The organism is Paracoccus litorisediminis (assembly GCF_009711205.1).
GTDB classification, from domain to species: Bacteria; Pseudomonadota; Alphaproteobacteria; order Rhodobacterales; family Rhodobacteraceae; genus Paracoccus; species Paracoccus litorisediminis.
This window is the reverse complement of sequence record NZ_WMIG01000001.1, coordinates 677,943-702,652: the sequence shown is the minus strand read 5'-3', so window position 1 is coordinate 702,652 and position 24,710 is coordinate 677,943. Positions and strand designations below refer to the sequence as shown.

Genomic DNA, 24,710 nt, shown 5'->3' with positions numbered 1-24,710 from the left:
GGCCCGTGGTTCGGGCCTTCTTTCAGTAGCTGCGGATCAGGCCGACCAGACGGCCCTGCACGCGCACCTTGTCCTCGGGCAGAACGCGGGTTTCATAGGCCGGGTTTGCGGCCTCCAGCGCGATCATCCCGCCCTTGCGGCGATAGCGCTTCAAGGTCGCCTCAAAGCCCTCGACCAGCGCCACGACGATATCGCCATTCTCGGCGGTGGTCTGTTCGCGGATCACCACGACATCGCCGTCGTTGATCCCGGCTTCGATCATGGAATCACCTTTTACTTCAAGCGCATAGTGGCTGTCCTGCGCGCTGAGCATGGTGCTGGGAACGGCAATGTGATGCGAGACTTCCGAGATCGCCTCGATCGGAACGCCGGCGGCGATGCGGCCCATCACCGGCAGCTCGACCGCCGAAATCGCGACCTCCATCGCGCCGCGCGGGGCGGGGGCGGGACGTTCCGGGGCGCTGCCCGCGATCACGCGCGGCTGAAAACCCGCGCCCTTGCTCAGGTTGTCGGGCAGGCGCAGGATTTCCAACGCACGAGCGCGATGCGGCAGACGGCGGATGAAACCGCGTTCCTCAAGCGCCGTCACAAGACGGTGAATGCCCGATTTCGACCGCAGATCCAGCGCCAGTTTCATCTCATCGAAGGACGGAGGCACGCCGTCGCGGGCCATGCGCGCCTGAATGAATTCAAGCAGCTGGATTTGCTTCCTGGTCAGCATCGTCTTTTCCTGCTCCGCCGCGAATGTCATGATGTTCCTTGAATGTTCTAGAACGATCAAACCCTTGCGTCAATGACTATGCCGATTCGCGTAAATAAGCGGTTAACCACGCTGTGACTTACAGCGCGATGAAGCTGACCTGCTCGCCCGCCTTGCGTGCCGGGTCATGGGCAGGGCGCACCAACAGGGCGTCGGCCTCGGCCAGAACCCACAGGCGGGCGCTGTCCTGATCCTCAAACGGCGCGATCCGGGGCAGGCTTTCGCCGGGGATCAGCCGCGCGCGCAGGTAATGCTGGCGGTCGCCCTCGGGGGGAAGGTCGCGGTCCAGTACGGCCTGTGCCACGCCGTCGCCCGCGGGCAGACCCTGCATGGCGCGGATCAGCGGCTGCATGAACAGCTTTGCGCAGACAATGGCCGAGACCGGGTTGCCCGGCAGGCCCAGCATGGCGGTGTCGCCGATCCGGCCCGCCATCAGCGGCTTACCGGGGCGCATCGCCAGCTTGTAGAAGGACCGCTCCATCCCCAGCCCCTCGGCCACGCGCGCGATCAGGTCGTGATCGCCGACCGACGCGCCGCCGATGGTCACGATCAGGTCGGCACCTTCGGCCTCGGCAAAGCGGGCGCGCAGGCTGTCTTCGGTGTCCCGGGCAAGGGGCAGGATAAAGGGCTCGGCCCCGGCCTCGCGCGCGAGCGCCGCAATCGCGATGTCGTTCGAGCTGACGATCTGTCCCGCGCCGGGCTGCTGGCCGGGACGGACCAATTCATCCCCGCCCGCCAGCACCGCGACGCGAGGGCGGCGGGCGACGCTGACCCGCGCCACGTTCATTGCCGCGATCAGTCCCAGATCCGAGGCCCGCAGCGCCCGGTCCGGCCGGAACGCTGTGCCTTCGGTGAAATCGTTGCCCCGCAAACGGATATTCAAATTCGCGCTCGCACCCTCGACCGTGATGCGGTCTCCTTCGCGGGTGACATGTTCCTGCATCACCACGCGGTCATAGCCGGACGGCACCTCGGCCCCGGTAAAGATGCGGATGGCCGAGCCGGGTGGGGTTTCCCCGGCAAAGGGCTCGCCCGCCGCCGCCGTGCCGATCACCTCGACCGGGCCGGGCAGATCCGAGGAGCGCAGCGCATAGCCGTCCATGGCCGAGGCATCGAAGGGCGGCTGGGTAAGGCGTGCCACGGCGGGGGCGACCATCGCACGACCCAGCGCCTCGGCGACCGCGATTTCCTCGGACTCGGGCGGTTGCGCCAAGGCAAGGACAAGGGAGCGGGCTTCGTCGACGCTGATCATGGGGGACCCTTTCAGGGGCGGAACTCAGGGGGCGCGGAACTCGCCCGATTTGCCGCCGGTCTTGGACAGCAGGCGGATGCCTTCGATCCGCATGTCCTTCTGCGCCGCCTTGAGCATGTCATAGACGGTCAGGCAGGCGGTGGTGACGGCGGTCAGGGCCTCCATCTCGACACCGGTCTTGCCGGCGGTCTTGACGGTGGCGGTGACGCGGATGCCGGGCAGATCGGGTTCGGCCGCCAGTTCGACGGCGACCTTGGTGATCGGCAAAGGATGGCACAGCGGGATCAGATCCGAGGTGCGCTTGGCCCCCATGATTCCGGCCAGACGCGCGACGCCCATGACATCGCCCTTGGCCGCGCCGCCTTGGGCCAGCGCCAAAGTTTCCGCCGACATGATCACCACACCTTCGGCCACGGCTTCGCGCGCGGTCTCGGCCTTGTCCGAGACATCGACCATATGGGCCTGACCCTGCGCGTCGAAATGCGTGAGCGTCATGCGGCAAGGCCCAGAATATTGCGGGTGGCCCCGGTCACATCGGCCTGCCGCATCAGGCTTTCGCCGATCAGGAAGCGCTTGACCCCGGCACCCGCCATCAGGTTCAGGTCGGCAGGGGTGAACAGCCCGCTTTCGCAGACCAGATCGCGGTCAGAGGGCACATGCGGGGCCAGATCCAGCGTGTTCTGGATGCTGATCTCGAAGGTCTTCAGGTTGCGGTTGTTGACCCCGATCAGCGGCGATTTCAGGCGCAGCGCGCGGTCCAGTTCTTCGCGGTCATGGACCTCGATCAGCGCGTCCATGCCCCAATGCAGGGCCGCGTCCTCAAGCTCGGCGGCCAGCGCATCATCGACGGATGCCATGATGATCAGGATGCAATCGGCACCCCATGCGCGGGCCTCGGCCACCTGATAGGTGTCGTAGAGGAAATCCTTGCGCAACGCGGGCAGGTTGCAGGCGGCGCGGGCCGCGGTCAGGAATTCCGGCGCGCCCTGAAAGCTGGGGCCATCGGTCAGCACCGACAGACAGGCGGCACCACCGGCCTCATAGGCCTGCGCCAGCGACGGCGGGTCGAAATCGGGGCGGATCAAGCCCTTGGACGGGCTGGCTTTCTTGATCTCGGCGATCAGGGCATGGCCGGTCGCAGCTTTGTCAGACAGCGCACGGGCGAAACCGCGCGGAGCATCAGCGGCGCGGGCGGCTTCCTCGACCCCGGCCAGCGGGCGAGCGGCCTTGGCGGCTGCGATTTCCTCAAGCTTGTAGGCTTTGATGCGGTCAAGAATATCCATGCGCGTTTTTACCCTGCGACGGCTGTTTCGGAAAGGGCCCAGTCAATGGGCATATCGCCGCGGGCCGCCAGCCAGTCATTGACCCGGCTGAACGGACGCGAGCCGAAAAACCCGCGCCGGGCCGACAAGGGAGAGGGATGGGCGGTCTCGATCACCAGATCCTGTGCGCGCGGCAGACCGGCCAGTGCCTTTTGCGCATGCGCGCCCCACAGGATGAAGGCCAGCGGGCGTTCCTTCTGCGCGCGGGCAACGGCCTGACGCGCCAGACGGTCCCAGCCCCATTTCGCATGCACCCCCGCCTGTCCGGGCAGCACGGAAAGCGAGGTGTTGAGCAGCAAGACCCCTTGCCGCGCCCAATGGCTGAGGTCGCCATTCGGTGGGGCGTGGCCCAGATCCTCGCGCATCTCGGTGTAGATGTTCTTGAGCGAACGCGGCAGCGCGGTTTCCGGCGTGACCGAAAAGGCCAGCCCGTTCGCATGTCCCGGCGTCGGGTAGGGGTCCTGACCCAGAATGACGACGCGGGCGGCTTCGGGCGGGGTCAGCTTCAACGCGGCAAAGACGCGGGACGCGCCCGGCAGCCAGTCCTGACCGTCCAGCCGGGCGCTGATGCCCGGCCAGTCCTGATCGAAAAAGGGCAGTCCGGCCCAGGCTTCGGGCAGGCTCATGCCTCGGGCGCGCCGACATGTGCGGCGAGGGCCTCCAGCTTGGCCTTGGCCTTGCCGCTGTCGATGGAGTCGCGCGCCATTGCCGCCCCCTCGCGCAGATCGGCGGCCTTGCCCGCGATCAGCAGGGCGGCGGCCGAGTTCAGCAGCACCGCATCGCGGTAAGCACCGCGGTCGCCCGCCAGCAGCCCGCGCAGGGCACCCGCATTCTGCGCCGGATCGCCGCCAAGGATGGCATCGAACGGGTGGCTGTCGATCCCGGCATCGGCGGGGGTGATCTCGAATTCGGTGATCTCGCCCTCTTTCAGCTGCGCGACCCAGGTCACCCCGGCGATCGAGATCTCATCCGTGCCGTCCGAGCCATGCACCAGCCACGCCATGTCGCTGCCCAGCTCGCGCAGGGTTTCGGCCATCGGGCGGTTCCAGATCCGGTCGAAGGTCCCGGTCAGCTGCCTGCGGACCGAGCCGGGATTGGTCATCGGTCCCAGCAGGTTGAAGATGGTGCGCGTGCCCAACTCGGCGCGGGCCGGTCCGACATGGCGCATGGCCGGGTGGTGCATCGGCGCCATCATGAAGCAGATGCCGATCTCGGCCAGCGCCCTTTCCGCGACCTCGGGCGGGGTCATGACGTTCAGGCCCAGATGGGTCATCGCGTCGGCCGAGCCAGATTTCGAGGACAGGTTGCGGTTGCCATGCTTGGCGACCGGCACGCCCGCACCCGCCACGACAAAGGCCGTCGCAGTCGAGATGTTCAGCGTGCCCTTGCCGTCGCCGCCGGTGCCGACGATGTCGATGGCGTCGTCGGGGGCCTTGATGCGGTTCATGCGGGCGCGCATGGCGCGGGTGGCGGCGGCGATTTCCTCGACCGTTTCGCCGCGCACGCGCATCGCCATCAACAGGCCACCGATCTGGGCGGGGGTGGCCGCACCCTCGAACAGCGCCGAAAAGGCGGCCTCGGCTTCGGACCCGGTCAGGGGACGCTCGGCGGCGATGCCGATCAGCGGGCGGATATCCGACGCGCTCATGCCGCCGATTCCATGTTCGAGCAGCGGCGCAGGAAGTTGCGGATCATGTCATGGCCATATTCCGAGGCGATGCTTTCCGGGTGGAACTGCACGCCCTCGATCGGCAGGGTCCGGTGCATCAGCCCCATGATCGTGCCATCTGCCGCCGTCGCGGTGACGCGCAGGCAGTCGGGCAGGCTTTCGGGTTCCACCGTCAGCGAATGGTAGCGCGTCGCGGTCAAGGGCGAGGGCAGGCCGGTGAAAACGCCGGTGCCGTCATGGCTGATCGCATCGGTCTTGCCGTGGACGATCCGGCTGGCGCGGACGACCTTGCCGCCGAATGCCTCGCCAATGGCCTGATGGCCAAGGCAGACGCCGAACAGCGGAATCGCACGTTCCGACGCGGCCCGGATCAGCGGGACGATGATCCCGGCCTGTGCCGGATCGCAGGGACCGGGAGAGATCACGATCCCCTGCGCGCCCATGCCCAAAGCCTCGTCCACGGTCAGCGCATCGTTTCGCCAGACCCTGACATCGGCTCCTGCCTCGCCCATGTAATGCACGAGGTTCCATGTGAAGCTGTCGTAATTGTCGATGAGCAGGATCATGGCAGGGCCTTGCATTGGGGGGTGAACCCCGGAAAATCTGCGGCTATAGATGGTGCAAAGCCTGCACAAGGGTCAACCCCGCGGGCAATAAAAACAGGGGCGGAGGGCCGTATCGCGCATGGCAAAGGGATTTGCGGCGGGACTGTTTCACGGGGCGCTGACCTGCGCCGCCGCCTTGGCCGCTTTGTCGCTGATCCTGCCGCAACCGGCCCGGCGCGACCAGACCTCGACCCCCGAGGCGATCACACCCGCCCCGCCACCAGCACCGGTGGTCAAGGTTGATCCGCCAGCTATCCCAGACAGTTCGCCCCCGCCCGCCGCGCCCCCGCCCGCCGCTCCGGTGCCCGCCCCATCCCAATCCCCGGTGGTCGAGGATATGACCCCGCCCGAAGGATCGGAGTTCGCGCGCGGCACCGATATCGCCCCGGTCTCACCCGCGCCGATGGCCGCGGTCGCGCCGCGATCGGTCGAGGCTCCTGTCGCGCCGGCCCCGCAGGCCGAATCCCTGCCCGCCCCCGCCGATCCTGCCCTGCCGCCCGAGGCGCGGGGCGAAGTCCCCGAAGTTTCGGGCATGTCCGCCCCGGCCCCCGACCCGATCGCGCTGCCGGACACCCCGCCCGACAGCCCCGCCGCCATGCAGTCCGCGTCACGCGCGGCCCCGCAGGGGCTGGCGGCACCGGCTGACGAGCCGGTCTTTGCACTGCCATCCGAACCGCAGCCCGATCCGCAACCGGCCAGTGCGCCCGCGCCGGAACAGGGCCTGAACCTTTCCACCCCTCCCGATTTTGGCGCCCTGCGCCTGAACGGGACAAACGAGTGATCCGATGCTTCCCCTGAACCCCGCCATTGCCGCCACCTTCCGCCCGCCCGTAATGGAGGCGCGGCGCTGGCTGGAAGGCGTCACCTTCACCCCCGAGCGCCCGCTGATCAACGTGAGCCAGGCCGCCCCGGTCGATCCGCCGCCGGAACCGCTGCGCCGTGCCATGTCGGAAGCCGCGCTCAACCAGCCCGACGCGCATTTCTACGGCCCGGTTTTGGGCCGCAGCGAGCTGCGCGAGGCCGTGGCCACGGATTGGAGCCGCGCCTATGGCGGCGTGATCCGCCCCGAGCAGGTCGCGATCACTCAGGGCTGCAACCAGGCCTTCTGCGCCACGATCCAGACGCTGGCCGGGCCGGGCGATGAAATCATCCTGCCGCTGCCGTGGTATTTCAACCACAAGATGTGGCTGGACATGCAGGGCATCCGCTCGGTCGGGCTGCATTGCGGGCAGGGGATGATCCCCGATGCCGCCGAGGCCGCAAAGCTGATCACCGACCGCACCCGCGCCATCGTGCTGGTCAGCCCGAACAACCCCTCGGGGGCGGAATACCCGGCGGAAACGCTGCGCGCCTTCTTTGATCTGGCCCGCTCGCGCAATCTGGCGCTGATCGTGGATGAGACCTATCGCGATTTCGACAGCCGCAGCGGCGCGCCGCATCACCTGTTCGCCGATCCCGATTGGGGCGACACGCTGATCCATCTGTACAGCTTTTCCAAGGCTTATCGCCTGACAGGGCACCGCATCGGCGCTGTGGTGGCCAGCGAAGCCCGGATGATCGAGATCGAGAAGTTCCTTGATACCGTCGCCATCTGCGCCAGCCAGATCGGCCAGATCGGTGCGGCTTGGGGCATGGCGAACCTGACCGAATGGCTGGCCGGTGAGCGGGCCGAGATCCTTGCCCGCCGCGCGGCGATGGATGCCGGGATGGCCTCGTTGGAGGGCTGGAAGGTCAAGGGCTGCGGGGCCTATTTCGCTTGGGTCGAGCATCCTTTTGACCTGCCTTCGCCGGAACTGGCCAAGCGGTTGGTGCGCGAGGCGGGCGTGCTGCTGCTGCCCGGCACCATGTTCATGCCCGAGGGCGACGCGGACGGCGCGCGCCATGTCCGCATCGCCTTTGCCAATGCCGACGTCGCCGGGATCGGCACGTTGATGCGGCGGCTGGCGGGTTTTCGCGGCTAAGCGCGCGCCCCGCGCGCTTGTGAGCAGGCCTGCCGCGTCCGTCAGGGTCGCGGCACTTGCCGTGGGGCCCGCAGCACCCTAAAGACTGCAAGGACGAAAAAAACGGGCAGGACAGCTAATGCGCGGCAAGGGCAAATCGACCATCGTCTGGTTGCTGATGGGGATGCTGGTCCTGGGGCTTGGAGGCTTCGGCGTCACCAATTTCTCGGGCGGCACGGCGGATATCGGATCGGTGGGCGAGGTCGAAGTGTCCTCGCAGGACTATGCGCGGGCCTTGCGCAACGAAATGCAGGACTTCGCGGCACGTACCGGCAAGCAGCCGACCGCTGCCGAGGCCAAGGCCATGGGGCTGGACCAGATGGCGCTGTCGCGGCTGATGGTCTCGGCCGCGCTTGAGGATCAGGCGAACCGTCTGGGCATCTCGGTCGGCGATCACGCCGTGGCCGAACAGATCACCAATGCCGCCGCCTTCAAGGGCATCGACGGCAAGTTCGACCGCGCCCGCTATGCCGATACGCTGCAGCGCGAAGGTATCCGCGAAGCCGATTTCGAACATGACCTGCGCATGGACGCGGCACGCGTCATCCTGCAACAGGCGACGCTGGCCGGGATCAAGGCCCCGCAGCCGGTCACCGACCGCTCGCTGGGCTGGCTGCTGGAAACCCGCGACATCCACTGGCAGGAACTGACCGCCGCCGATCTGGCCGCGCCGATTGCCACGCCCGACGATGCGACGCTGGAAGCATGGCACAAGGCCAATGCCGACCGCTTCACCCATCCCGAGATCCGCAAGATCACCTATGTCTGGCTGACCCCCGAGATGATCGAAAAGACCGTCGAGGTGGACGATCAGGCCCTGCGCGACCTTTATGAGCAGCGCAAGGACGAATACCAGCAGCCCGAGCGCCGCATGGTCGAGCGTCTGGTCTTTCCGACCGTCGCCGCCGCCGAAGAGGCCAAGGCCCGTCTGGACAAGCATGAGATCAGCTTTGAACAGCTGGCCGCCGAACGTGGCCTGACGCTGGCCGATCTGGATCTGGGCGAGGTCTCGCAGGCCGATCTGGGTCCGGCGGGTGCACCCGTCTTTGCGCTGGACCAGCCCGGCATCGCCGGCCCGGTCAGCAGCGATCTGGGCCCGGCGCTGTACTCGATGAACGCCATTCTTGAGCCGGTCGACGTCACCTTCGAACAGGCCAAGGGCGATCTGCGCCTTGAGGCCGCGATCGACCGCGCCCGTCGCCAGATCGATGAGCAATCGGCCTCGATTACCGACCTGATGGCTGGCGGCGCGACGCTGGAGGATCTGGTCAAGGAAACCCACATGCAACTGGGGCAGATCGACTGGACCGCCAGCACCGGCGACGATCCGGGCAGCATCGCGGCCTATCCCGAATTCCGCCAGCACGCCGCCGAGGTCACCCAGTCCGACTTCCCCGAGCTTTATACCTTCGAGGATGGCGGCATCTTCGCCCTGCGTCTGGACAAGATCGAGCCTCCGGCCCTGATCCCCTTCGCCGAGGTGAAGGACCGCGTTGCTGCCGACTGGCTGCAGAACGAAACCATGCGCCAGCTGATGGCGCTGGCCGAGGAACGCAAGCTGGCCAATGCCGCCGCGATCGAGCCCGCGAATCCTGCTCCGGCGGCGGCGACCGCCCCGGTCGCGCAGGCCGTGGGCGCGGCCCCCGCGCCGACCCCGGTCATCCCCCAGCAAGCCCCCGAAAAGGGCCATGCGGAAACCGGCCTGACCCGTGGCGGCTTCATCAACGGCGTGCCGCAGGAAGTCGTTAGCAAGGCCTTTGAAATCACCGAGCCGGGCGAGGCCGAGATCGTCGATGCCGACAATCGCGTCTTCCTTGTCACGCTGGATCAGGTCCATGCCGCCGCGACCGATGCCCCCGAGGCTGGGCAGATGCGCGACAGCATCGCCAACCGTCTGGGCGATTCCATGCGTCAGGACGTGTTCGACTACTTCACCCGCGCCGTTCAGGCGCAAAGCGGCGTGACCGTGAACCAGACCGCGATCGACGCGGTGAACACGCAGATGCAGTGATGGACATCTCTCCCGACTTTACCGATTTCGAACGCGGCTGGAGCGAGGGGCGCAACCAGCTTCTGACCATCCGTCTGGCCGCCGATCTGGATACCCCGGTCAGCCTGATGCTGAAGCTGGCCGAGGCCGCGCCCAACAGCTTCATGCTGGAAAGCGTGACCGGCGGCGAGGTGCGGGGCCGTTATTCCTTTGTCGGCATGAAGCCCGACCTGATCTGGGACTGCCGCGACGGCGTGGCCCGGATCAACCGGACGGCGCGCTATTCGGATGAGTTCACCACCGATGACCGCCCGGCGCTGGACAGCTTGCGCGCCCTGATCACTGAATCCCGCATCGACATGCCCGACGGCGTGCCTGCCGGGGCAGCGGGGCTTTTCGGCTATCTCGGCTATGACATGATCCGTCTGGTCGAGCGCCTGCCGCATGTGAATCCCGACCCGCTGGGCCTGCCTGATGCGGTGATGATGCGCCCCTCGGTCGTGGCAGTGCTGGACGGCGTCAAGGGCGAGGTCCTGCTTTGCGCCCCGGCATGGCATCAGGGCGGCACGCCCGCCCGCGCCGCCTATGCCCAGACCGCCGAGCGCCTGATGGAGGCGCTGCGCTCGCTTGACCGTCAGCCCAGCGAGCCGCGCGCGCTTGGCCATGACCTGAAGGTCGGCGAATTGCGCAGCAATTTCAGCAAACCCGCCTATCTGGCCGCAGTCGAGAAGGCCAAGGACTATATCCGCGCGGGCGACATCTTTCAGGTCGTGCCCTCGCAACGCTGGGCGATGGATTTCCCGCTGCCGCCGTTTGCGCTGTATCGCAGCCTGCGCCGCACGAACCCCTCGCCCTTCATGTTCTACCTGAACTTCGGCGGCTTCCAGATCGTCGGTGCCTCGCCCGAGATCCTCGTGCGTCTGCGCGGCGGCGAGGTGACGGTGCGTCCCATCGCGGGCACCCGCAAACGCGGTGCCACGCCCGAGGAAGACAATGCGCTGGAAGCCGATCTGCTGTCCGACCAGAAGGAACTGGCCGAGCATCTGATGCTGCTGGATCTTGGCCGCAACGATGTCGGTCGGGTGGCGAAAATGGGCACGGTGAAACCGACCGAGCAATTCATCGTCGAGCGCTACAGCCACGTCATGCATATTGTCTCGAACGTGGTGGGTGAGCTGCGCGAGGGCGAGGATGCCCTGTCCGCGCTGCTGGCAGGGATGCCCGCAGGCACGGTCTCGGGCGCGCCGAAGGTCCGCGCCATGCAGATCATCGACGAGCTGGAGCCCGAAAAGCGCGGCGTCTATGCCGGTGGCGTGGGTTACTTCGCCGCGAATGGCGAGATGGACATGTGCATCGCGCTGCGCACCGGTGTGGTCAAGGATCACACGCTTTATATCCAAGCCGGTGGCGGCGTCGTCTATGACAGCGACCCCGAGGCCGAGTTCATGGAAACGGTGAACAAATCCAACGCCCTGCGCCGCGCCGCCGAAGAAGCCGCACGTTTCGTGCGCGGGAACGGGTAGCGCGATGACAACGATCATCACCGGCGCAAACCGAGGGATCGGGGCAGGGCTGCTGGCAGCCATGGCGGCGCGCGGTGATGATGTCATCGGCACCAGCCGCAAGGCCACTGGCGATCTGGTTCCCTGCGACGTGGCCCAACCCGATGGGCTGACACCTTTGGTCACGGCATTGGGCGCGCGTCCGCTGGACCTGCTGGTCTGCAATGCCGGGGTCTATCTGGATCGCGGGCAAAAGCTGGATCGCGGCTTTCCGCCCGAGGATTGGGCCGCCGCCTTCGCCGTGAACGTGACCGGCGTGTTCCTGACGGTGCAGGCACTGCTGCCCGCGCTGCGCAAGGCCGGTGGCAAGATCGCCATCATCTCATCGCAGATGGGCTCGGATACCCGCGCGCCCGGCGGCAGCTACATCTATCGCGCCTCCAAGGCGGCGGTGCTGAACCTTGGTCGCAATCTGGCCGCCGACCTGCGGCATGAAGGCATCGCGGTCGGCATTTACCATCCCGGCTGGGTCCAGACCGATATGGGTGGATCAGGCGCCGAAATCACCGTCGAGACCTCGGTGCAGGGCCTTATCGCCCGCTTCGACGCGCTGGACCTGCATAGCACCGGCAGCTTTCTGGATTATGACGGACGTTCCTTGCCGTTCTAGGCAAGGAACGCGCCCCTGCAACATCCAGCCCCAAGGGGCTGCTTGACGCATATCGTCCGCAAGCGGCGCGCCGGAACTTGACGCCGCAACTCTTCATTGCTCAACATTAGTTGATCTGAACGGTCACCTGAAACCCGAAGCAGAAACAGGGCGATGCCCTGCTGTCATGGGTCCGGTTTTCGACTGCCCCGCAGATCGGGGCACGCCGCAGGAGTTTAACGACAAGGCACTACATTTACCTGGGAGAGAACTGAATGCATCTGCCATCCGTCTACCCACGTCTTTCTGCCAAAACCGTACTCATCTTGTCTGCCCTTGCCGCGCAGACATTGTTTGGCTCTTCCGCCATCGCCCAAGAGGCGACTGCCGATAAGCCAAACATCCTGATCATCTATCCTGACGATGTCGGCTGGATGAACGTCAGCGCCTATGGCCATGGCGTCGTAGGCTACACGACGCCGAATATCGACAAGCTGGCCAAGGAAGGGCTGATGTTCATCGAACACTATGCCCAGCCTTCCTGCACCGCGGGCCGCGCGGCACTGATTACCGGGCAATATCCCATCCGTTCGGGCATGACCTCGGTGGGCTTGCCGGGCTCGCCTTTGGGCCTGAAGGCGGGGTCGCCGACCTTGGCCGAGGTCCTGAAGGCCGAGGGTTACGCCACCGGCTAATTCGGCAAGAACCATCTGGGTGACAACAACTCGCACCTGCCCACCGTCCACGGCTTCGACGAGTTCTTCGGCAACCTCTATCACCTGAATTCGGAAGAGATCCCCGAGCAGAAGGATTATCCCCAAGACCCCGCCTTCAAGGCCAAATACGGCCCGCGGGGCGTGCTGCACAGCTGGGCCACCGATACGGATGACGCGACGGTCGATCCGCGCTTCGGCGTCGTGGGCAAGCAGCGGATCGAGGATACCGGTCCGCTGACCATCGAGCGGATGAAGAATGTCGACGAAGAGTTCATGAATGCCAGCCTTGATTTCGTGAAGCGCGCGGGCGAGGCGAACAAACCGTGGTTCGTCTGGCTGAACCCCAGCCGGATGCATCTTTACCAGCATCTCAACGACAAGAACCGTTACCTCGCGCTGGATGCGACGATGGAGGACGATGTCTACGGCTCGGGCATGATCGAGCATGACATGCAGGTCGGTGAGTTGCTGGGCAAGCTGGAGGCCATGGGCGAAATGGATAACACCATCGTCGTGTGGTCCACCGACAACGGCCCCGATGTGGGTGCCCGCGTCAATGGCGGCAGAACGCCCTTCCGCGGGGGCAAGATGACCACCTATGAAGGTGGCAACCGCGTGCCCTTCATCGTCAGCTGGCCGGACCATATTCCGGGCGATCGGGTGATGAACGGCATCCAGACCAATATGGATGTCTTCACCACCCTCGCGGCGGCGGCTGGCGTCCCGGATGTGGCGGACCGCGTCATGAAGGAAAAGAACCAGGTAATCGACGGCGTGAACAATCTGGACTGGTGGCTGGGCAAGTCCGACCACACGAACCGGAATGATTTCATCTATTACGAAGGCAACACCATCCGCGCCGTCCGGCTGGGCAAATGGAAGATGCATTTCGCCATCTCGGAAGGCTTTTTCGGGAATTGGGAAAACCTCAAGTTTCCGATGGCGATCAACCTTCACTACGACCCCTTCGAGGAGTTCGATCTGGAGACCGACCGCACCTACACCAACGAGCGCAAACAGTGGTTGATGGGGCCGATTCAGGACTTGCTGGCGGCACATATGAAGACGCTGGCCGAGCAGCTCCGCTGCAGGTCGCGCCCTCCTTCGATCTGTCGAAGGGCGTGGAACTGCCTGCTGGCGCGGATTGATCTGAGAACCGGCGCGCCCCGCAATGGGCGCGCCGGTCATTGATAAAGATAGCAGGACAGGTTGATCAAACTGCGCGTCGACGGCGTGCAAGCGATCAGCAATCCACCGGGGCAATCCCTCGTTGCCCAACGGGAGATCGTTCCCCGCACTCACTGCCGATCGGCTGAAACACTTACCCTCATCTGCAATGAAACGCGCGGCGCTGCGCCAAGCGCGCATGTCGTCAATGGGGTGTTGTATAACGATTGCGGTGTATGGCCCGTCTACGCGCAGTGTCCGTGGGTCACAGCAAAAAACCCCAGCAATTGCCGGGGTTTTCAGACATATCGCGATGTGGTTGCGTGCAGCGCGCAGGCGTTGCGGGGATCAGTCTTCTCCGCGATAGGGCTGGACGTATTGCAGCGCCATGTCCCAGGGGAAGAAGATCCAGGTGTCCTGGCTGACCTCGGTCACATAGGTCTGGACCATCGGGCGGCCTTTCGGCTTGGCATAGACGGTGGCGAAATGCGCCTTGGGATACAGCTTGCGGACATGCTCCAGCGTGCGGCCGGAATCGACCAGATCGTCGATGACCAGGATGCCCTCGCCATCGGCCATCAGCTCATGGTCGGGGGCTTTCAGGACTTGGATCTCGCCCTGCTTGGCCTCGGCGCCGACGGCCTTGTAGGATTTGACCGAGATCGTGTCGATGGTGCGCACGTCCAGCTCGCGGGCGACGATCATCGCGGGGACCAGGCCGCCACGGGTGATCGCAAGGATGGCGCGCCATTCGCGTCCGTCCAGGCGCCATGCCAAGGCCCTCGCATCGCGGTGCATCTGGTCCCAGCTGATATGGAAGCCACGCTCATGCGGCAGGCGGTCGTTCATTCGTTCAGTCCTTTCAGTGCTTGATGATCAACATCAGGCCCAGCAGTGCCAGCGCAATGGCCGCAGCCCGGTCGATCCAGATTTTTGCGCCAAAATAGCGCCTCCGCATCCCCGCTGTCGACATCAGAACTGCAACAAGCGTGTACCAGAACAGCTCGGTGGCAAGACATATCGCATAAATCAAGGCCTGACGCTGCGGAGCCATCGGCTCGGGGAACACCGACAGAATCAGTGCCGCATAGAACAGCGCCGGTTTGGGGTTCGAGAGATTCAGCGCGATCCCGCCCCAGAAGCCCTTGGAGGTGCCTCCTGCGGCCTGAGGCAGCGGCTGGGTCGAGGCGCGCCATAGCGCCCATGCGAACCACAGCAGGTAAACTCCGCCAAAGACCTTCATCGCCATGAACAGCGGCGGGTGCAGCTTGAACAGCACCGCCAGTCCCGCCAGCGCAAAGATGCACCACAGCGATGCGCCCGTGGCCAGACCCAGTGCATAGGGCAGGGCGCGTGCCCGACCATGCGCGAAGGCGGTCTGCACCGTCGCGATGATCGCCGGGCCCGGCGTCAGGATCGCCAGCGACAGCGCCGAGACAAGCGCAATGACCTGCTCGACGCTCATGGCTGGGGATCAGTCCTTCTTGGTGGTGGCGATGTCGGGCGCGTCAACGGCCTTCATGCCGACGACATGATAGCCCGCATCGACGTGATGGGTTTCGCCGGTGACGCCCGAACCCAGATCCGACAGCAGATACAGGGCCGACTTGCCGACCTCGTCCTGCGTCACGTTGCGGCGCAGGGGCGAGTTCAGCTCATTCCATTTCAGGATATAGCGGAAATCGCCAATGCCGGATGCCGCCAGCGTCTTGATCGGACCGGCCGAGATGCCGTTCACGCGGATGCCGTCCTTGCCCAGATCTTCGGCCAGATAGCGGACGCTGGCTTCCAGCGCGGCCTTGGCAACGCCCATGACGTTGTAATGCGGCATGACGCGTTCCGCGCCGTAATAGGTCAGCGTGACCATCGAGCCGCCATTCGGCATCATCGCGGCCGCGCGGCGCGCCACGGCGGTGAAGGAATAGACCGAGATGTCCATGGTCAGCAGGAAGTTGTCGCGCGTCGTGTCGGCATAGCGCCCGCGCAGCTGTTCCTTGTCCGAGAACCCGATCGCATGGACGATGAAGTCGATGCTGTCCCAGCGCTCGGCAATGGCGGCGAACAGCCCGTCGATCGAGGATTCATCCCCAACGTCGCATTCCGCGATCAGGTCCGAGCCAAGCTGCGCGGCCAGCGGCTCGACGCGCTTCTTCAGAGCATCGCCCTGATAGGAAAAGGCCAGTTCGGCCCCTTGGTCGGCCAGCGCCTTGGCGATGCCCCAGGCGATTGACTTGTCGTTTGCGAGCCCCATGATGAGGCCGCGACGGCCTTTCATCAGCCCCATACCGGCTTCACTTGACATGATGCTGCCCCTAGCGCTTCTACGTTTCGGCAGGATTAGGACAACTGCAAGGAGGCATCAAGCAGTATCACCATGACTGATCGCACGGGAATTTTTGCCGGGGATGACCCTTTCGTCATTGCGCGCGACTGGTTGGCCGAGGCCAGCAAAACCGAACCCAATGACGCCAATGCCATCGCGCTGGCCACGGTCGATGCCCAAGGGCTGCCCGATGTGCGCATGGTCCTGCTGAAAGAGATCGAGGGCGAGGGTGAAAACGGCGCCTTTGTCTTTTATACCAATTTCGAAAGCGCCAAGGGCAGCCAGATCGAGGCCACCGGCGTCGCGTCCTTCGTGATGCACTGGAAAAGCCTGCGCCGTCAGATTCGGGTGCGCGGCCATGTCAGTCGGGTCGAGCCGGAGTTGGCCGATGCCTATTACGACTCACGTGCCCTGCAATCGCGGATCGGGGCCTGGGCGTCGAAGCAAAGCCGACCGCTGGAAAGTCGAGCGGCCCTAATGGCTGAGGCTGCAAAGCAGGGTATCAATCTGGGGTTGCGACCGTCACGTCCTCCGCACTGGGGCGGATACAGAATTCGTCCGGTTCAGATCGAATTCTGGGCAGACGGTGCCTTCCGTCTACACGACAGATTTCAGTGGATTCGCCGTGATTTTGCCAAACATAATAGCGATTTGCGAAGTTCCACTAATGTATCAGATCAAAGTTTATGGTTGGTAACACGTCTTAACCCTTGATGAGAGGGAATGTTTTATACATGGTATGGAAAACCTGACCAGGACTGAGCAGTCCGGGACCCGTTCATCTTTGCGTTGTGAATTGATCCCTAAGACACGTCTGAGCAAGATCAGGGCCATGAGTAGGGTGGACGCATGAGTGTGGGCGACGATCAGCTCCGAGAGATAGTCGGAGTCGTCAAATGGTTCGATGGCGGGAAGGGTTTCGGTTTTCTGACCGATCCTGACGGCGGATCGGATATCCTGCTGCATTCCAACGTTCTGCGTAATTTTGGACAAAGCTCGGTGGCCGAGGGCGCGCGTGTTCGCGCCATGGTCCAGAATACCGCGCGCGGCGTGCAGGCGGTCGAGGTGTTGTCGATCGACGCCCCGGCCAGCGAGCCGATGCCCGCCATTGCCGATCTTTGCGCCGCCACCCCCGATGAGGTCGCGCGCCTGCCGCTGCTGCCGGCGCGGGTGAAGTGGTTCGACAAGGCCAAGGGCTTTGGCTTTGCCAATATATTTGAACAAAAGGCCGACGTGTTCCTGCATGTCGAGGTCCTGCGCCATTCCGGTTTTTCCGATCTGGCGGTGGGCGAGGCGATCGCGCTGCGCGTCGTCGATGGCCGGCGGGGGCTGATGGCCGCGCAGGTCATGTCATGGGAGCGTGCAGCGCAGGAGGCCAAGGGGCCAATGTTGGGGGGAGCGGCCGCGCTCGCTAAAATGCGGCTGGTTGCGGGCGCGGTATGAATTGGCTGGTCGCAGCTGTTCTCGTGATGATGACCTCACCGGTGGCGGCGCTTGCCGCGGCCCCGGTCTGTAGCACCGACAAGGCGATCTTTCTGGGCGGGGCCGCGCCGGTCTCGGTCACGGTCGAGATCGCGGACGATCCCGACGAACGCGCGCAGGGGCTGATGTTCCGCCGCGAACTGGCCCCAGATGCGGGCATGCTGTTCATCTATGAACAACCGCAATCGGTCAGCTTCTGGATGCGCAACACGCTGATTCCGCTGGACATGATCTTTATCGATTCGCGCGGTGCCGTGCGTCACGTGCATCCCAATGCCCGCCCGCTGGATGAGACTTCGATTCCCGGTGCGCAGGTGGGCGACCCTGCTCCTGCCCGTCTGATGGTGCTGGAAGTCGCGGGCGGAGAGGCCGCGCGACTGGGTATCCGGCCGGGTATGGTGCTGGCCCATCCCGCGCTGCCGCAGAAAACCGCCCTCGCGCGCTGCAACTAAGCGCGGCGACTGCGATTTCCTCTTTCCCCTTCCCGCGGCAGCGGCTAGACAAGCCTCGGTTCGGGGCGTAGCGCAGCCTGGTAGCGCGACGGTTTTGGGTACCGTAGGCCGGAGGTTCGAATCCTCTCGCCCCGACCAGTTTTCCCATAGTTCAGCGATGTTTGCCGCATTGGCCCGAAAAGGCTGCCGGCAAATGATCCCACGTCCTTTCCTCCCTTGCCCTTTCGCCGTGCCCCCCCTAGAACGCCCCGAAATATGTGGCTGCTGGGGGGCAAGGGATGCCGCTTCTGGTGATGAAATTCGGCGGCACTTCGGTGGCCGACCTTGAGCGCATCAAGAATGCTGCTCAGAAGGTCAAACGCGAAGTCGAACGCGGATATGACGTCATTGTCATCGTCAGTGCCATGTCGGGCAAGACGAATGAACTCGTGGGCTGGGTCGAGGCGACCTCACCCCTGTTCGACGCACGCGAATATGACGCGGTCGTCGCCTCGGGCGAGAACGTGACCGCGGGCCTGATGGCGCTGACGCTTCAGGAAATGGACGTGCCGGCGCGCAGCTGGCAGGGCTGGCAGGTGCCGATCAACACCACCGCGCAGCATTCCTCGGCGCGCTTCGTCGACATTCCGCGCAAGAATATCGACACGAAATTCGCCGAAGGCATGCGCGTCGCCGTGGTCGCGGGCTTCCAGGGGCTGTCGCCCGAGGGCCGTATCACCACGCTGGGCCGGGGTGGTTCGGATACCACCGCCGTGGCCTTTGCCGCTGCCTTCGATGCCGAACGCTGCGACATCTATACCGATGTGGACGGGGTCTATACCACCGATCCGCGCATCACCTCCAAGGCGCGCAAGCTTGACAAGATTGCCTTCGAGGAGATGCTGGAACTGGCCAGCCTGGGCGCCAAGGTCCTACAGACCCGCTCGGTCGAGCTGGCGATGCGCTACAAGGTCCGCCTGCGTGTGCTGTCGTCCTTTGAGGACACGGATGAGAAATCCGGCACCCTGGTCTGCGATGAGGATGAAATCATGGAATCGAAAGTCGTCAACGGCGTCGCCTATTCCCGCGAAGAAGCCAAGATCACCCTGGTCACCGTCGAGGACAAGCCGGGCATCTCGGCCGCGATTTTCGCGCCTCTGGCCGAAGCGGGCGTGAACGTGGACATGATCGTCCAGAACATCTCGGAAAAAGATTACGACGATCACCCCGGCAACGTGACCGACATGACCTTCTCGTGCCCGGTCAATCAGGTCGCCCGCGCCAAGAAGGCGATGGAAGAGGCCAAGGCCGCCGGTCAGATCGCCTATGACGATCTGGTCGTCGACACCGAAGTCGCCAAGGTTTCGGTCGTGGGCATCGGCATGCGCAGCCATGCCGGCGTCGCCGCGCATATGTTCAAGGCGCTGGCTGATGAGAACATCAACATCAAGGTCATCTCCACCAGCGAGATCAAGATTTCGGTGCTGATCGACCGCAAATATATGGAACTTGCGGTGCAGGCGCTGCATGATGCCTTCGAACTTGAACAGGCCTGAGTGAGCGACCGGGCCGTGATCGGAGGATCCGTGCCCGACCGCAAGGACAGCGACTCGCGCAAGCTGCTTTTGCGGCTGCGCGAGATCTTGGCAGCCCCCGGAGGCGGGCAAGACCGGCTTGACCGCATCACCCATCACATCGCCGATTCGATGGGGACGCAGGTCTGTTCGATCTATCTGTTCCGCGACCCCGAAACACTTGAACTTTGCGCGACCGAGGGGCTGAAATCAGCCGCCGTCCACAAGACCCGGCTACGTCTGGGCGAGGGTCTGGTCGGTCGCGTTGCCCGTTCCGGGCGCTATGTGAATACCGCCGACGCGCCGTCAGAGCCCGGCTTCCGTTTCATGCCCGAGACCGGCGAAGAGGTCTATTCCAGCTTTCTTGGCGTTCCCATCCAGCGTGTCGGCGAAAAGCTGGGCGTGCTGGTCGTCCAGTCCCGCGATGTGCGCCGCTTCAGCGACGATGAGGTCTACGGGCTTGAGGTCGTCGCCATGGTGCTGGCCGAGATGGTCGAGCTGGGCGCGTTTCTTGGTTCGACCGATGGCATGCCCGCCCAGCACCGCTTTCCGATCATGCTTCGCGGCGGCATCGCGCAAGAAGGCGTGGCCGAGGGCCGCGTCTGGCTGCACGAACCCCGCGTCGTGGTCACGAATCCGGTCGGAGAAGACCCGCTGAAGGAAAAGGCCCGGCTGAACGAGGCCGTCGCCATGCTGCGCGTGACCGTGGACACGATGCTGGCCGCGACCGACATGGGCTCGGGCGACAGCGCCGAGGTGATGGAGACCTATCGCCTGTTCGCCCATTCCCGCAGCTGGCTGCGCCGCATGGAGGAAGCGATCGACCTTGGCCTTTCTGCCGAGGCTGCGGTCGAAAAGGAACAGAGTCAGGCCCGTGCGCGGCTGGAAAGCGCCGCAGACCCCTATCTGCGCGACCGGCTGCATGATCTGGACGACCTGTCGAACCGCCTGCTGCGCATCCTGACCGGGCAGGGCGGCGATACCGGGGCCGAGATGCCCGACAACCCGATTCTGGTCGCCCGCAATATCGGCCCTGCCGACCTGCTGGATTACGGCCGCAAGCTGCGCGGCGTGGTGCTGGAGGAGGGCTCGGTCGGCAGCCATGCCACGGTGGTGGCGCGGGCCTTGGCGATCCCGCTGGTCATCCATGCCGAGCGTATCACCTCTGAGGCGCTGAACGGCGATCCGATCCTTGTCGATGGCGATATGGGCATCGTCCATCTGCGCCCCGAGGAAACCGTCGCCAATGCCTTCCGCGACAAGATGGCGATGCAGGCCGAGGCGCAGAAGCGCTATGCGGGCCTGCGCGACCTGCCCGCCACCGCCACCTGTGGCACCACGATTCAGCTTTATATGAATGCAGGGCTGATGGCCGATCTGCCCAGCCTTGAAAGCTCGGGCGCGGAAGGGGTGGGGCTGTTCCGGACCGAGCTGCAGTTTCTGGCCCGCACCCGCGTCCCGCGCCGGGGCGAACTGGCAGCGCTGTATGCCAAGGTGCTTGAGAACGCCCAGAACAAGCCGGTGATGTTCCGCACGCTGGATATCGGCTCGGACAAGGTGCTGCCCTATATGAAGCCGCAGGACGAGCCCAACCCCGCCATGGGCTGGCGTGCGATCCGGGTGGGGCTGGACAAGCGCGGCGTGCTACGGATGCAGTTGCAGGCGCTGATCCGCGCCTCGGTCGGGCGTCCGTTGCATGTGATGTTCCCCTTCATCACCGAGATGTACGAATTCGAGGAAGCCCACCGTCTGCTGATGGAGCAATTCGCGCGCGAGCAGCGGCTGGGTCACGACGTGCCGACCGATCTGCGGGTGGGCGCGATGCTGGAGACGCCCTCGCTGGCCTTCGCGCCGAAGAAGTTCTTCGAGATGTGCGATTTCATCTCGGTGGGCGGCAATGATCTGAAGCAGTTCTTCTTTGCCGCCGACCGCGAGAATGAGCGCGTCCGCCGTCGTTACGATTCGCTCAACACCTCGTTCATCGCGCTGCTGGAACAGATCCTGCAACGCTGCTCTGACGCGCGCGTGCCGGTGTCCTTCTGCGGTGAGGATGCGGGTCGCCCGATCGAGGCGGTGACCTTTGCCGCCTTGGGTTTCCGCCGCCTGTCGATGCGTCCGGCTTCGATCGGGCCGGTCAAGCACCTGATCCGGCGCGTGGACCTGAATGAACTGAAGCGCGTGATCGACGATGCCCGCGACATTGGCGAAACCAACCTGCGTCGCCCGGTCACCGACTGGCTGGCCCGGCAATCCTGAGCCTTTGACGGTCTGATACCAGAACAAGCAAAAGCCGCCCGAGGGGGCGGCTTTTTGCATTGGTCGTGAGGGAAGGTGGCGGACCCGGAGCGATTCGAACGCCCGACCCCCAGATTCGTAGTCTGGTGCTCTATCCAGCTGAGCTACGGGTCCGCAATATGGCGGTGATCTAGAATGACCGGCCTGCAGGTGCAAGGCACAATCTGAACTTTTCACCACCTGTCTTCGCGCGGTTTGGTAGTCATTCCCTGATGGGAAAACTGCCGCTCCTGCGAAGGAAGTGACATGGCGGACCCGGAGCGATTCGAACGCCCGACCCCCAGATTCGTAGTCTGGTGCTCTATCCAGCTGAGCTACGGGTCCGCTGTGAGGCGGTGATTTAGAGACAGCGGCCGGGGGGCGCAAGGCTAAAAATCACCTTTCTTGTCCGAGGGGCTGAAATAATTCCCCCGGCCGGTTCGCGCCCTATTCCACGGCCGCCTCCTCGCGCAGCGCGATGCCCGCCAGATCGCGGGGCAGGTGCAGGCAGAATTGCGTGCCGTCCTCGTCGCTGCGCAGCAGCTCCAGCCTGCCGCCGTGGTTGCGCACCAGATCCGAGGCAATGGCCAGTCCCAGCCCGGTGCCACCCTTGCGTGAGCCGCCCGAGAAGGGCTGGAACAGGTAGTCGCGCGCCTTTTGCGGCAGGCCCGGTCCGGTATCGCCGATGCGGATGAACCATTCCTGCTCATCCTCGCCCGCGCCGATCTCGATGGTGCCGGGCTTGCGGGTGGCCTCGATCGCCTGCCGCCCGTTGCGGACAAGGTTCGACAGCACGCGGAACAATTGCTCACGGTCGGCGCGAATCGTCAGCCCGGCGGGAATGTCGGTCAGGAATTCGATGGCCGGGGCATCATCCGCCGTCTCGGCGGCCAGCGCCTCGGCCTCGGTCACCTCCGCTACCAGTGCCGACAGGTTGAAGCGCGACAGCGACGGCGCGGGTTCCTCGGCCTTGCCGAAGGCCAGAGTTGTTTCGCACAGATTCACCGCGCGGCTGATCGAATTGACCAGCTTGGGCGCGGCACGACGGACGGCGGGGTCTTCGCTGGTTTCCAGCCGGTCGGCAAAGATCTGTGCCGTGGTCAGGATATTGCGCAGGTCGTGGCTGATCCGCGCCACCGCCTGTCCCAGCTGCGCCAGCCGCGCCTTTTGCTTCAGCGCCGAGGTGACGGTGTGCTGCATGGCGGCCAGCGCGGCCTCGGCCTCGTTCAGCTCGGCCAGACGCGCGGTGGGGGTGATGATCGAGCGCGCATCCTCGGGGGCATTGGCGTAGGCGGTCATGTGGTTGATGACGCGCCGGATCGGCACCAGCAGCATGCGCTGCGCTGCGACGTTCAGCAAAAGTGCCGTCAGAATCGAGAAAGCCGCCGAAATCGCCAGCAGCCGCAGCCCGTAATCGATCATCTCGGTGCGCAGCTGCTTGGTGTCGGTGGTGATCTCGATCAACTGGCCGGCCTGATTGACCGGCTCTCCGATGACGCGGATGACGCGATTCTCGGGGTCCAGAAGCTGCTGCATGGCATTCTTGGCCGAGGTCCAGAACGGCTGCGCACGCAGGTCATAGGTCGCCGCAATCGGTCCCGGAATGGGCGAGGACAGCACCAGCTGCCGTACCTCGTTGCGGCGAAGGACGACGTTGAACACGCCGGCATTGCTAAGCAGCTCGGATTCGAGGTCCGAGGCCAGCGACTCATCGGTCGCCAACAGCGCGAGGCTGGCAATCTGCGCCCGTTCCAGGCGCGATTCCAGAAAATCCAGGCGATAGTTCGCAATCGCTGGCAGCAGGATCAGCACTTCGGCCAGAAGCACGAAGATCCCTGTCAAAAGTGCGAATCGCCCGGAAAGGGTATTCAGGGTCATGTTAGCCTTTTGTATTCCACCCTAATCCGTGGCGTAGGCGGCGCAGTATCAGGTTGCACCGCACCCGATCAAACATCCGTGACCGGGCGCGAGTTCCCCGTGAAGCTGCATCGCGGCAAATAATCGGCAATGTGGTTGACTCAGGCTCGGGGTCCGACTATGCAGCGGGCCTCGAATAGACCGGCGCGTCTTGCGTGGGCTTTGTGCCCATACCCTGACCCGCCCTGACCCGGAGTTACAAGATGTCGAAACGCACCTACCAGCCGTCGAACCTGGTTCGCGCCCGTCGTCACGGCTTCCGTGCCCGCATGGCGACCAAAGGTGGCCGTCGCGTGCTGAACGCCCGCCGCGCCAAGGGCCGCAAGTCGCTGAGCGCGTAAGTCCTCGCCGAAAGGCGTAGGGCTAAGTCTCATGACGTGTGCAGCCGAAGTCGCCGCCGCTGACCGGAATGTTCCGCAAGGGCAACCGGACAGGGCGGCTTCCGGCATTTCCGGGGGCAATCCCGTCAAGCCGGAGATCCTGCGCAAGCGGGCTGATTTCCTGCGCGCGGCGCAGGCAAGGCGTCAGGGCATGCCCGGCTTTCTGCTGCAGGCCCGTCGTCGGGCCGAGGGCGAGGCCGAGGGCGTCGTCCGGATCGGCTATACCTGCTCAAAGAAGATCGGCAATGCCGTTGCCCGTAACCGCGCCAAACGCCGGCTGCGGGCGCTTGCGCATGAGATCCTGCCCCTGCAGGCCCGGCCCGGCTGGGACTATGTGCTGGTCGGGCGTCCCGGCGCCACGATCGAGCGCGATTTTGCCGAATTGAAGCGCGATCTGGAGCAGGCGCTGTCACGCGTCCACGGCGAAAGCCGGGGCCGGGCATGAGCCCGCTTGCCCGCATCGTCGCACTTCCCGTCCATGCCTATCGCCTGATCGCCAGCCCCTGGGTTGGTCATGGCTGCCGCTTCCAGCCGACCTGCTCTGCCTATGCTCTTGAGGCGCTGGAGCGACATGGCGGGCTGAAGGGCGGCTGGCTGACGGCCCGGCGCATCTGCCGCTGCCATCCCTGGGGCGGGCATGGCTACGATCCCGTGCCGGGTTCCGAGCCGCAGGACTGACGCCCGCGCGTCATCCGTG

25 protein-coding genes, 3 tRNA genes and 1 pseudogene are annotated in these 24,710 nt (G+C 64.8%); 16 read left to right on the top strand and 13 right to left on the bottom strand.

The window, feature by feature from the left end:
- Nucleotides 1-22: 22 nt before the first annotated feature.
- The 7 genes from lexA to GL300_RS03555 all read right to left on the bottom strand — a co-directional run bounded on the left by lexA (nt 23) and on the right by GL300_RS03555 (nt 5,569).
- Complete coding sequence (gene lexA, locus GL300_RS03585; protein ID WP_155038558.1) at nt 23-721, bottom strand: transcriptional repressor LexA; 699 nt, start codon at nt 719-721, stop codon at nt 23-25.
- A 118-nt stretch (nt 722-839) separates the two neighbouring features.
- On the bottom strand, nt 840-2,012 hold the full coding sequence (locus tag GL300_RS03580; RefSeq protein WP_155038175.1) for a molybdopterin molybdotransferase MoeA: 1,173 nt from the start codon (nt 2,010-2,012) through the stop codon (nt 840-842).
- Nucleotides 2,013-2,036: 24 nt separating this feature from the next.
- Nucleotides 2,037-2,507 (bottom strand): cyclic pyranopterin monophosphate synthase MoaC, encoded by a 471-nt coding sequence (gene moaC / locus GL300_RS03575; RefSeq protein WP_155038174.1) that lies wholly within the window; start codon nt 2,505-2,507, stop codon nt 2,037-2,039.
- Nucleotides 2,504-3,295: an indole-3-glycerol phosphate synthase TrpC gene (trpC, locus tag GL300_RS03570; RefSeq protein WP_155038173.1), complete on the bottom strand. Its 792-nt coding sequence runs from the start codon at nt 3,293-3,295 to the stop codon at nt 2,504-2,506. The genes moaC and trpC overlap by 4 nt, the downstream gene beginning before the upstream one ends.
- An 8-nt stretch (nt 3,296-3,303) precedes the next feature.
- Nucleotides 3,304-3,960: a uracil-DNA glycosylase gene (locus GL300_RS03565; RefSeq protein ID WP_155038172.1), complete on the bottom strand. Its 657-nt coding sequence runs from the start codon at nt 3,958-3,960 to the stop codon at nt 3,304-3,306.
- Nucleotides 3,957-4,982, bottom strand: coding sequence for an anthranilate phosphoribosyltransferase (gene trpD / locus GL300_RS03560; RefSeq protein WP_155038171.1), 1,026 nt, complete (start codon nt 4,980-4,982; stop codon nt 3,957-3,959). Before trpD ends, GL300_RS03565 begins: the two co-directional genes overlap by 4 nt.
- The gene (locus GL300_RS03555) at nt 4,979-5,569 is read right to left on the bottom strand and encodes an anthranilate synthase component II (RefSeq protein ID WP_155038170.1); all 591 of its coding nucleotides are present in this window, start codon (nt 5,567-5,569) and stop codon (nt 4,979-4,981) included. Before GL300_RS03555 ends, trpD begins: the two co-directional genes overlap by 4 nt.
- Before the next feature lie 118 nt (nt 5,570-5,687).
- On the opposite strand from GL300_RS03555, the gene GL300_RS03550 reads away from it, so the two are divergent.
- The 7 genes and pseudogenes from GL300_RS03550 (at nt 5,688) to GL300_RS26585 (ending at nt 13,656) form a co-directional block, all read left to right on the top strand.
- A complete protein-coding gene (locus GL300_RS03550) occupies nt 5,688-6,389 on the top strand; it encodes a hypothetical protein (protein WP_155038169.1) in 702 nt (233 codons plus the stop codon).
- A 4-nt stretch (nt 6,390-6,393) separates the two neighbouring features.
- Nucleotides 6,394-7,569 (top strand): aminotransferase, encoded by a 1,176-nt coding sequence (locus tag GL300_RS03545; RefSeq protein ID WP_155038168.1) that lies wholly within the window; start codon nt 6,394-6,396, stop codon nt 7,567-7,569.
- Nucleotides 7,570-7,687: 118 nt separating this feature from the next.
- Nucleotides 7,688-9,619, top strand: a complete 1,932-nt coding sequence (locus GL300_RS03540; RefSeq protein WP_155038167.1) for a peptidylprolyl isomerase — start codon at nt 7,688-7,690, stop codon at nt 9,617-9,619.
- Nucleotides 9,619-11,121: an anthranilate synthase component I gene (gene trpE / locus GL300_RS03535; protein WP_155038166.1), complete on the top strand. Its 1,503-nt coding sequence runs from the start codon at nt 9,619-9,621 to the stop codon at nt 11,119-11,121. Before GL300_RS03540 ends, trpE begins: the two co-directional genes overlap by 1 nt.
- A gap of 4 nt (nt 11,122-11,125) precedes the next feature.
- On the top strand, nt 11,126-11,770 hold the full coding sequence (locus GL300_RS03530; protein ID WP_155038165.1) for an SDR family NAD(P)-dependent oxidoreductase: 645 nt from the start codon (nt 11,126-11,128) through the stop codon (nt 11,768-11,770).
- A 254-nt stretch (nt 11,771-12,024) separates the two neighbouring features.
- Nucleotides 12,025-13,128 (top strand): annotated as a pseudogene (locus tag GL300_RS26590) (sulfatase-like hydrolase/transferase); the annotation flags it as partial.
- On the top strand, nt 13,129-13,656 hold the full coding sequence (locus GL300_RS26585) for an alkaline phosphatase family protein (RefSeq protein ID WP_343042902.1): 528 nt from the start codon (nt 13,129-13,131) through the stop codon (nt 13,654-13,656).
- A gap of 324 nt (nt 13,657-13,980) precedes the next feature.
- Here the strand turns inward: GL300_RS26585 and gpt are convergent, their stop codons facing one another.
- From gpt to fabI, 3 genes are read right to left on the bottom strand one after another with little or no spacing between them, the layout of a single operon-like run.
- Complete coding sequence (gene gpt / locus GL300_RS03520; RefSeq protein ID WP_155038164.1) at nt 13,981-14,481, bottom strand: xanthine phosphoribosyltransferase; 501 nt, start codon at nt 14,479-14,481, stop codon at nt 13,981-13,983.
- A 13-nt stretch (nt 14,482-14,494) separates the two neighbouring features.
- On the bottom strand, nt 14,495-15,097 hold the full coding sequence (locus tag GL300_RS03515) for a LysE family translocator (protein ID WP_155038163.1): 603 nt from the start codon (nt 15,095-15,097) through the stop codon (nt 14,495-14,497).
- Nucleotides 15,098-15,106: 9 nt separating this feature from the next.
- Nucleotides 15,107-15,934, bottom strand: a complete 828-nt coding sequence (fabI, locus tag GL300_RS03510) for an enoyl-ACP reductase FabI (protein ID WP_281353094.1) — start codon at nt 15,932-15,934, stop codon at nt 15,107-15,109.
- Nucleotides 15,935-16,006: 72 nt separating this feature from the next.
- Here fabI and pdxH point away from each other — a divergent pair, with 72 nt between their 5' ends.
- The 6 genes from pdxH (at nt 16,007) to ptsP (ending at nt 21,698) form a co-directional block, all read left to right on the top strand.
- The gene (gene pdxH, locus GL300_RS03505) at nt 16,007-16,669 is read left to right on the top strand and encodes a pyridoxamine 5'-phosphate oxidase (RefSeq protein WP_155038162.1); all 663 of its coding nucleotides are present in this window, start codon (nt 16,007-16,009) and stop codon (nt 16,667-16,669) included.
- Nucleotides 16,670-16,804: 135 nt separating this feature from the next.
- The gene (locus GL300_RS03500; protein WP_155038161.1) at nt 16,805-17,398 is read left to right on the top strand and encodes a cold-shock protein; all 594 of its coding nucleotides are present in this window, start codon (nt 16,805-16,807) and stop codon (nt 17,396-17,398) included.
- A 26-nt stretch (nt 17,399-17,424) separates the two neighbouring features.
- Complete coding sequence (locus GL300_RS03495) at nt 17,425-17,889, top strand: DUF192 domain-containing protein (RefSeq protein ID WP_246195066.1); 465 nt, start codon at nt 17,425-17,427, stop codon at nt 17,887-17,889.
- 61 nt (nt 17,890-17,950) lie between these two features.
- Nucleotides 17,951-18,027: transfer RNA gene (locus tag GL300_RS03490), tRNA-Pro, on the top strand.
- Nucleotides 18,028-18,167: 140 nt separating this feature from the next.
- The gene (locus GL300_RS03485; protein WP_155038159.1) at nt 18,168-19,424 is read left to right on the top strand and encodes an aspartate kinase; all 1,257 of its coding nucleotides are present in this window, start codon (nt 18,168-18,170) and stop codon (nt 19,422-19,424) included.
- Between the two features lie 30 nt (nt 19,425-19,454).
- The gene (gene ptsP / locus GL300_RS03480; protein ID WP_192335513.1) at nt 19,455-21,698 is read left to right on the top strand and encodes a phosphoenolpyruvate--protein phosphotransferase; all 2,244 of its coding nucleotides are present in this window, start codon (nt 19,455-19,457) and stop codon (nt 21,696-21,698) included.
- Nucleotides 21,699-21,774: 76 nt separating this feature from the next.
- Here the strand turns inward: ptsP and GL300_RS03475 are convergent.
- The 3 genes from GL300_RS03475 to GL300_RS03465 form a co-directional block, all read right to left on the bottom strand.
- Nucleotides 21,775-21,851: transfer RNA gene (locus GL300_RS03475), tRNA-Arg, on the bottom strand.
- 133 nt (nt 21,852-21,984) lie between these two features.
- Nucleotides 21,985-22,061, bottom strand: a tRNA-Arg gene (locus GL300_RS03470).
- 102 nt (nt 22,062-22,163) lie between these two features.
- Nucleotides 22,164-23,594 (bottom strand): sensor histidine kinase, encoded by a 1,431-nt coding sequence (locus GL300_RS03465; protein ID WP_155038158.1) that lies wholly within the window; start codon nt 23,592-23,594, stop codon nt 22,164-22,166.
- A 242-nt stretch (nt 23,595-23,836) separates the two neighbouring features.
- Here GL300_RS03465 and rpmH point away from each other — a divergent pair, with 242 nt between their 5' ends.
- Genes rpmH through yidD form a run of 3 tightly spaced genes read left to right on the top strand, consistent with a single transcriptional unit; the run spans nt 23,837 to nt 24,691 of the window.
- Nucleotides 23,837-23,974 (top strand): 50S ribosomal protein L34, encoded by a 138-nt coding sequence (gene rpmH, locus GL300_RS03460; protein ID WP_017998233.1) that lies wholly within the window; start codon nt 23,837-23,839, stop codon nt 23,972-23,974.
- Nucleotides 23,975-24,005: 31 nt separating this feature from the next.
- Nucleotides 24,006-24,458: a ribonuclease P protein component gene (gene rnpA / locus GL300_RS03455; protein ID WP_155038157.1), complete on the top strand. Its 453-nt coding sequence runs from the start codon at nt 24,006-24,008 to the stop codon at nt 24,456-24,458.
- On the top strand, nt 24,455-24,691 hold the full coding sequence (gene yidD / locus GL300_RS03450) for a membrane protein insertion efficiency factor YidD (protein WP_155038156.1): 237 nt from the start codon (nt 24,455-24,457) through the stop codon (nt 24,689-24,691). The genes rnpA and yidD overlap by 4 nt, the downstream gene beginning before the upstream one ends.
- Nucleotides 24,692-24,710: the final 19 nt, after the last annotated feature.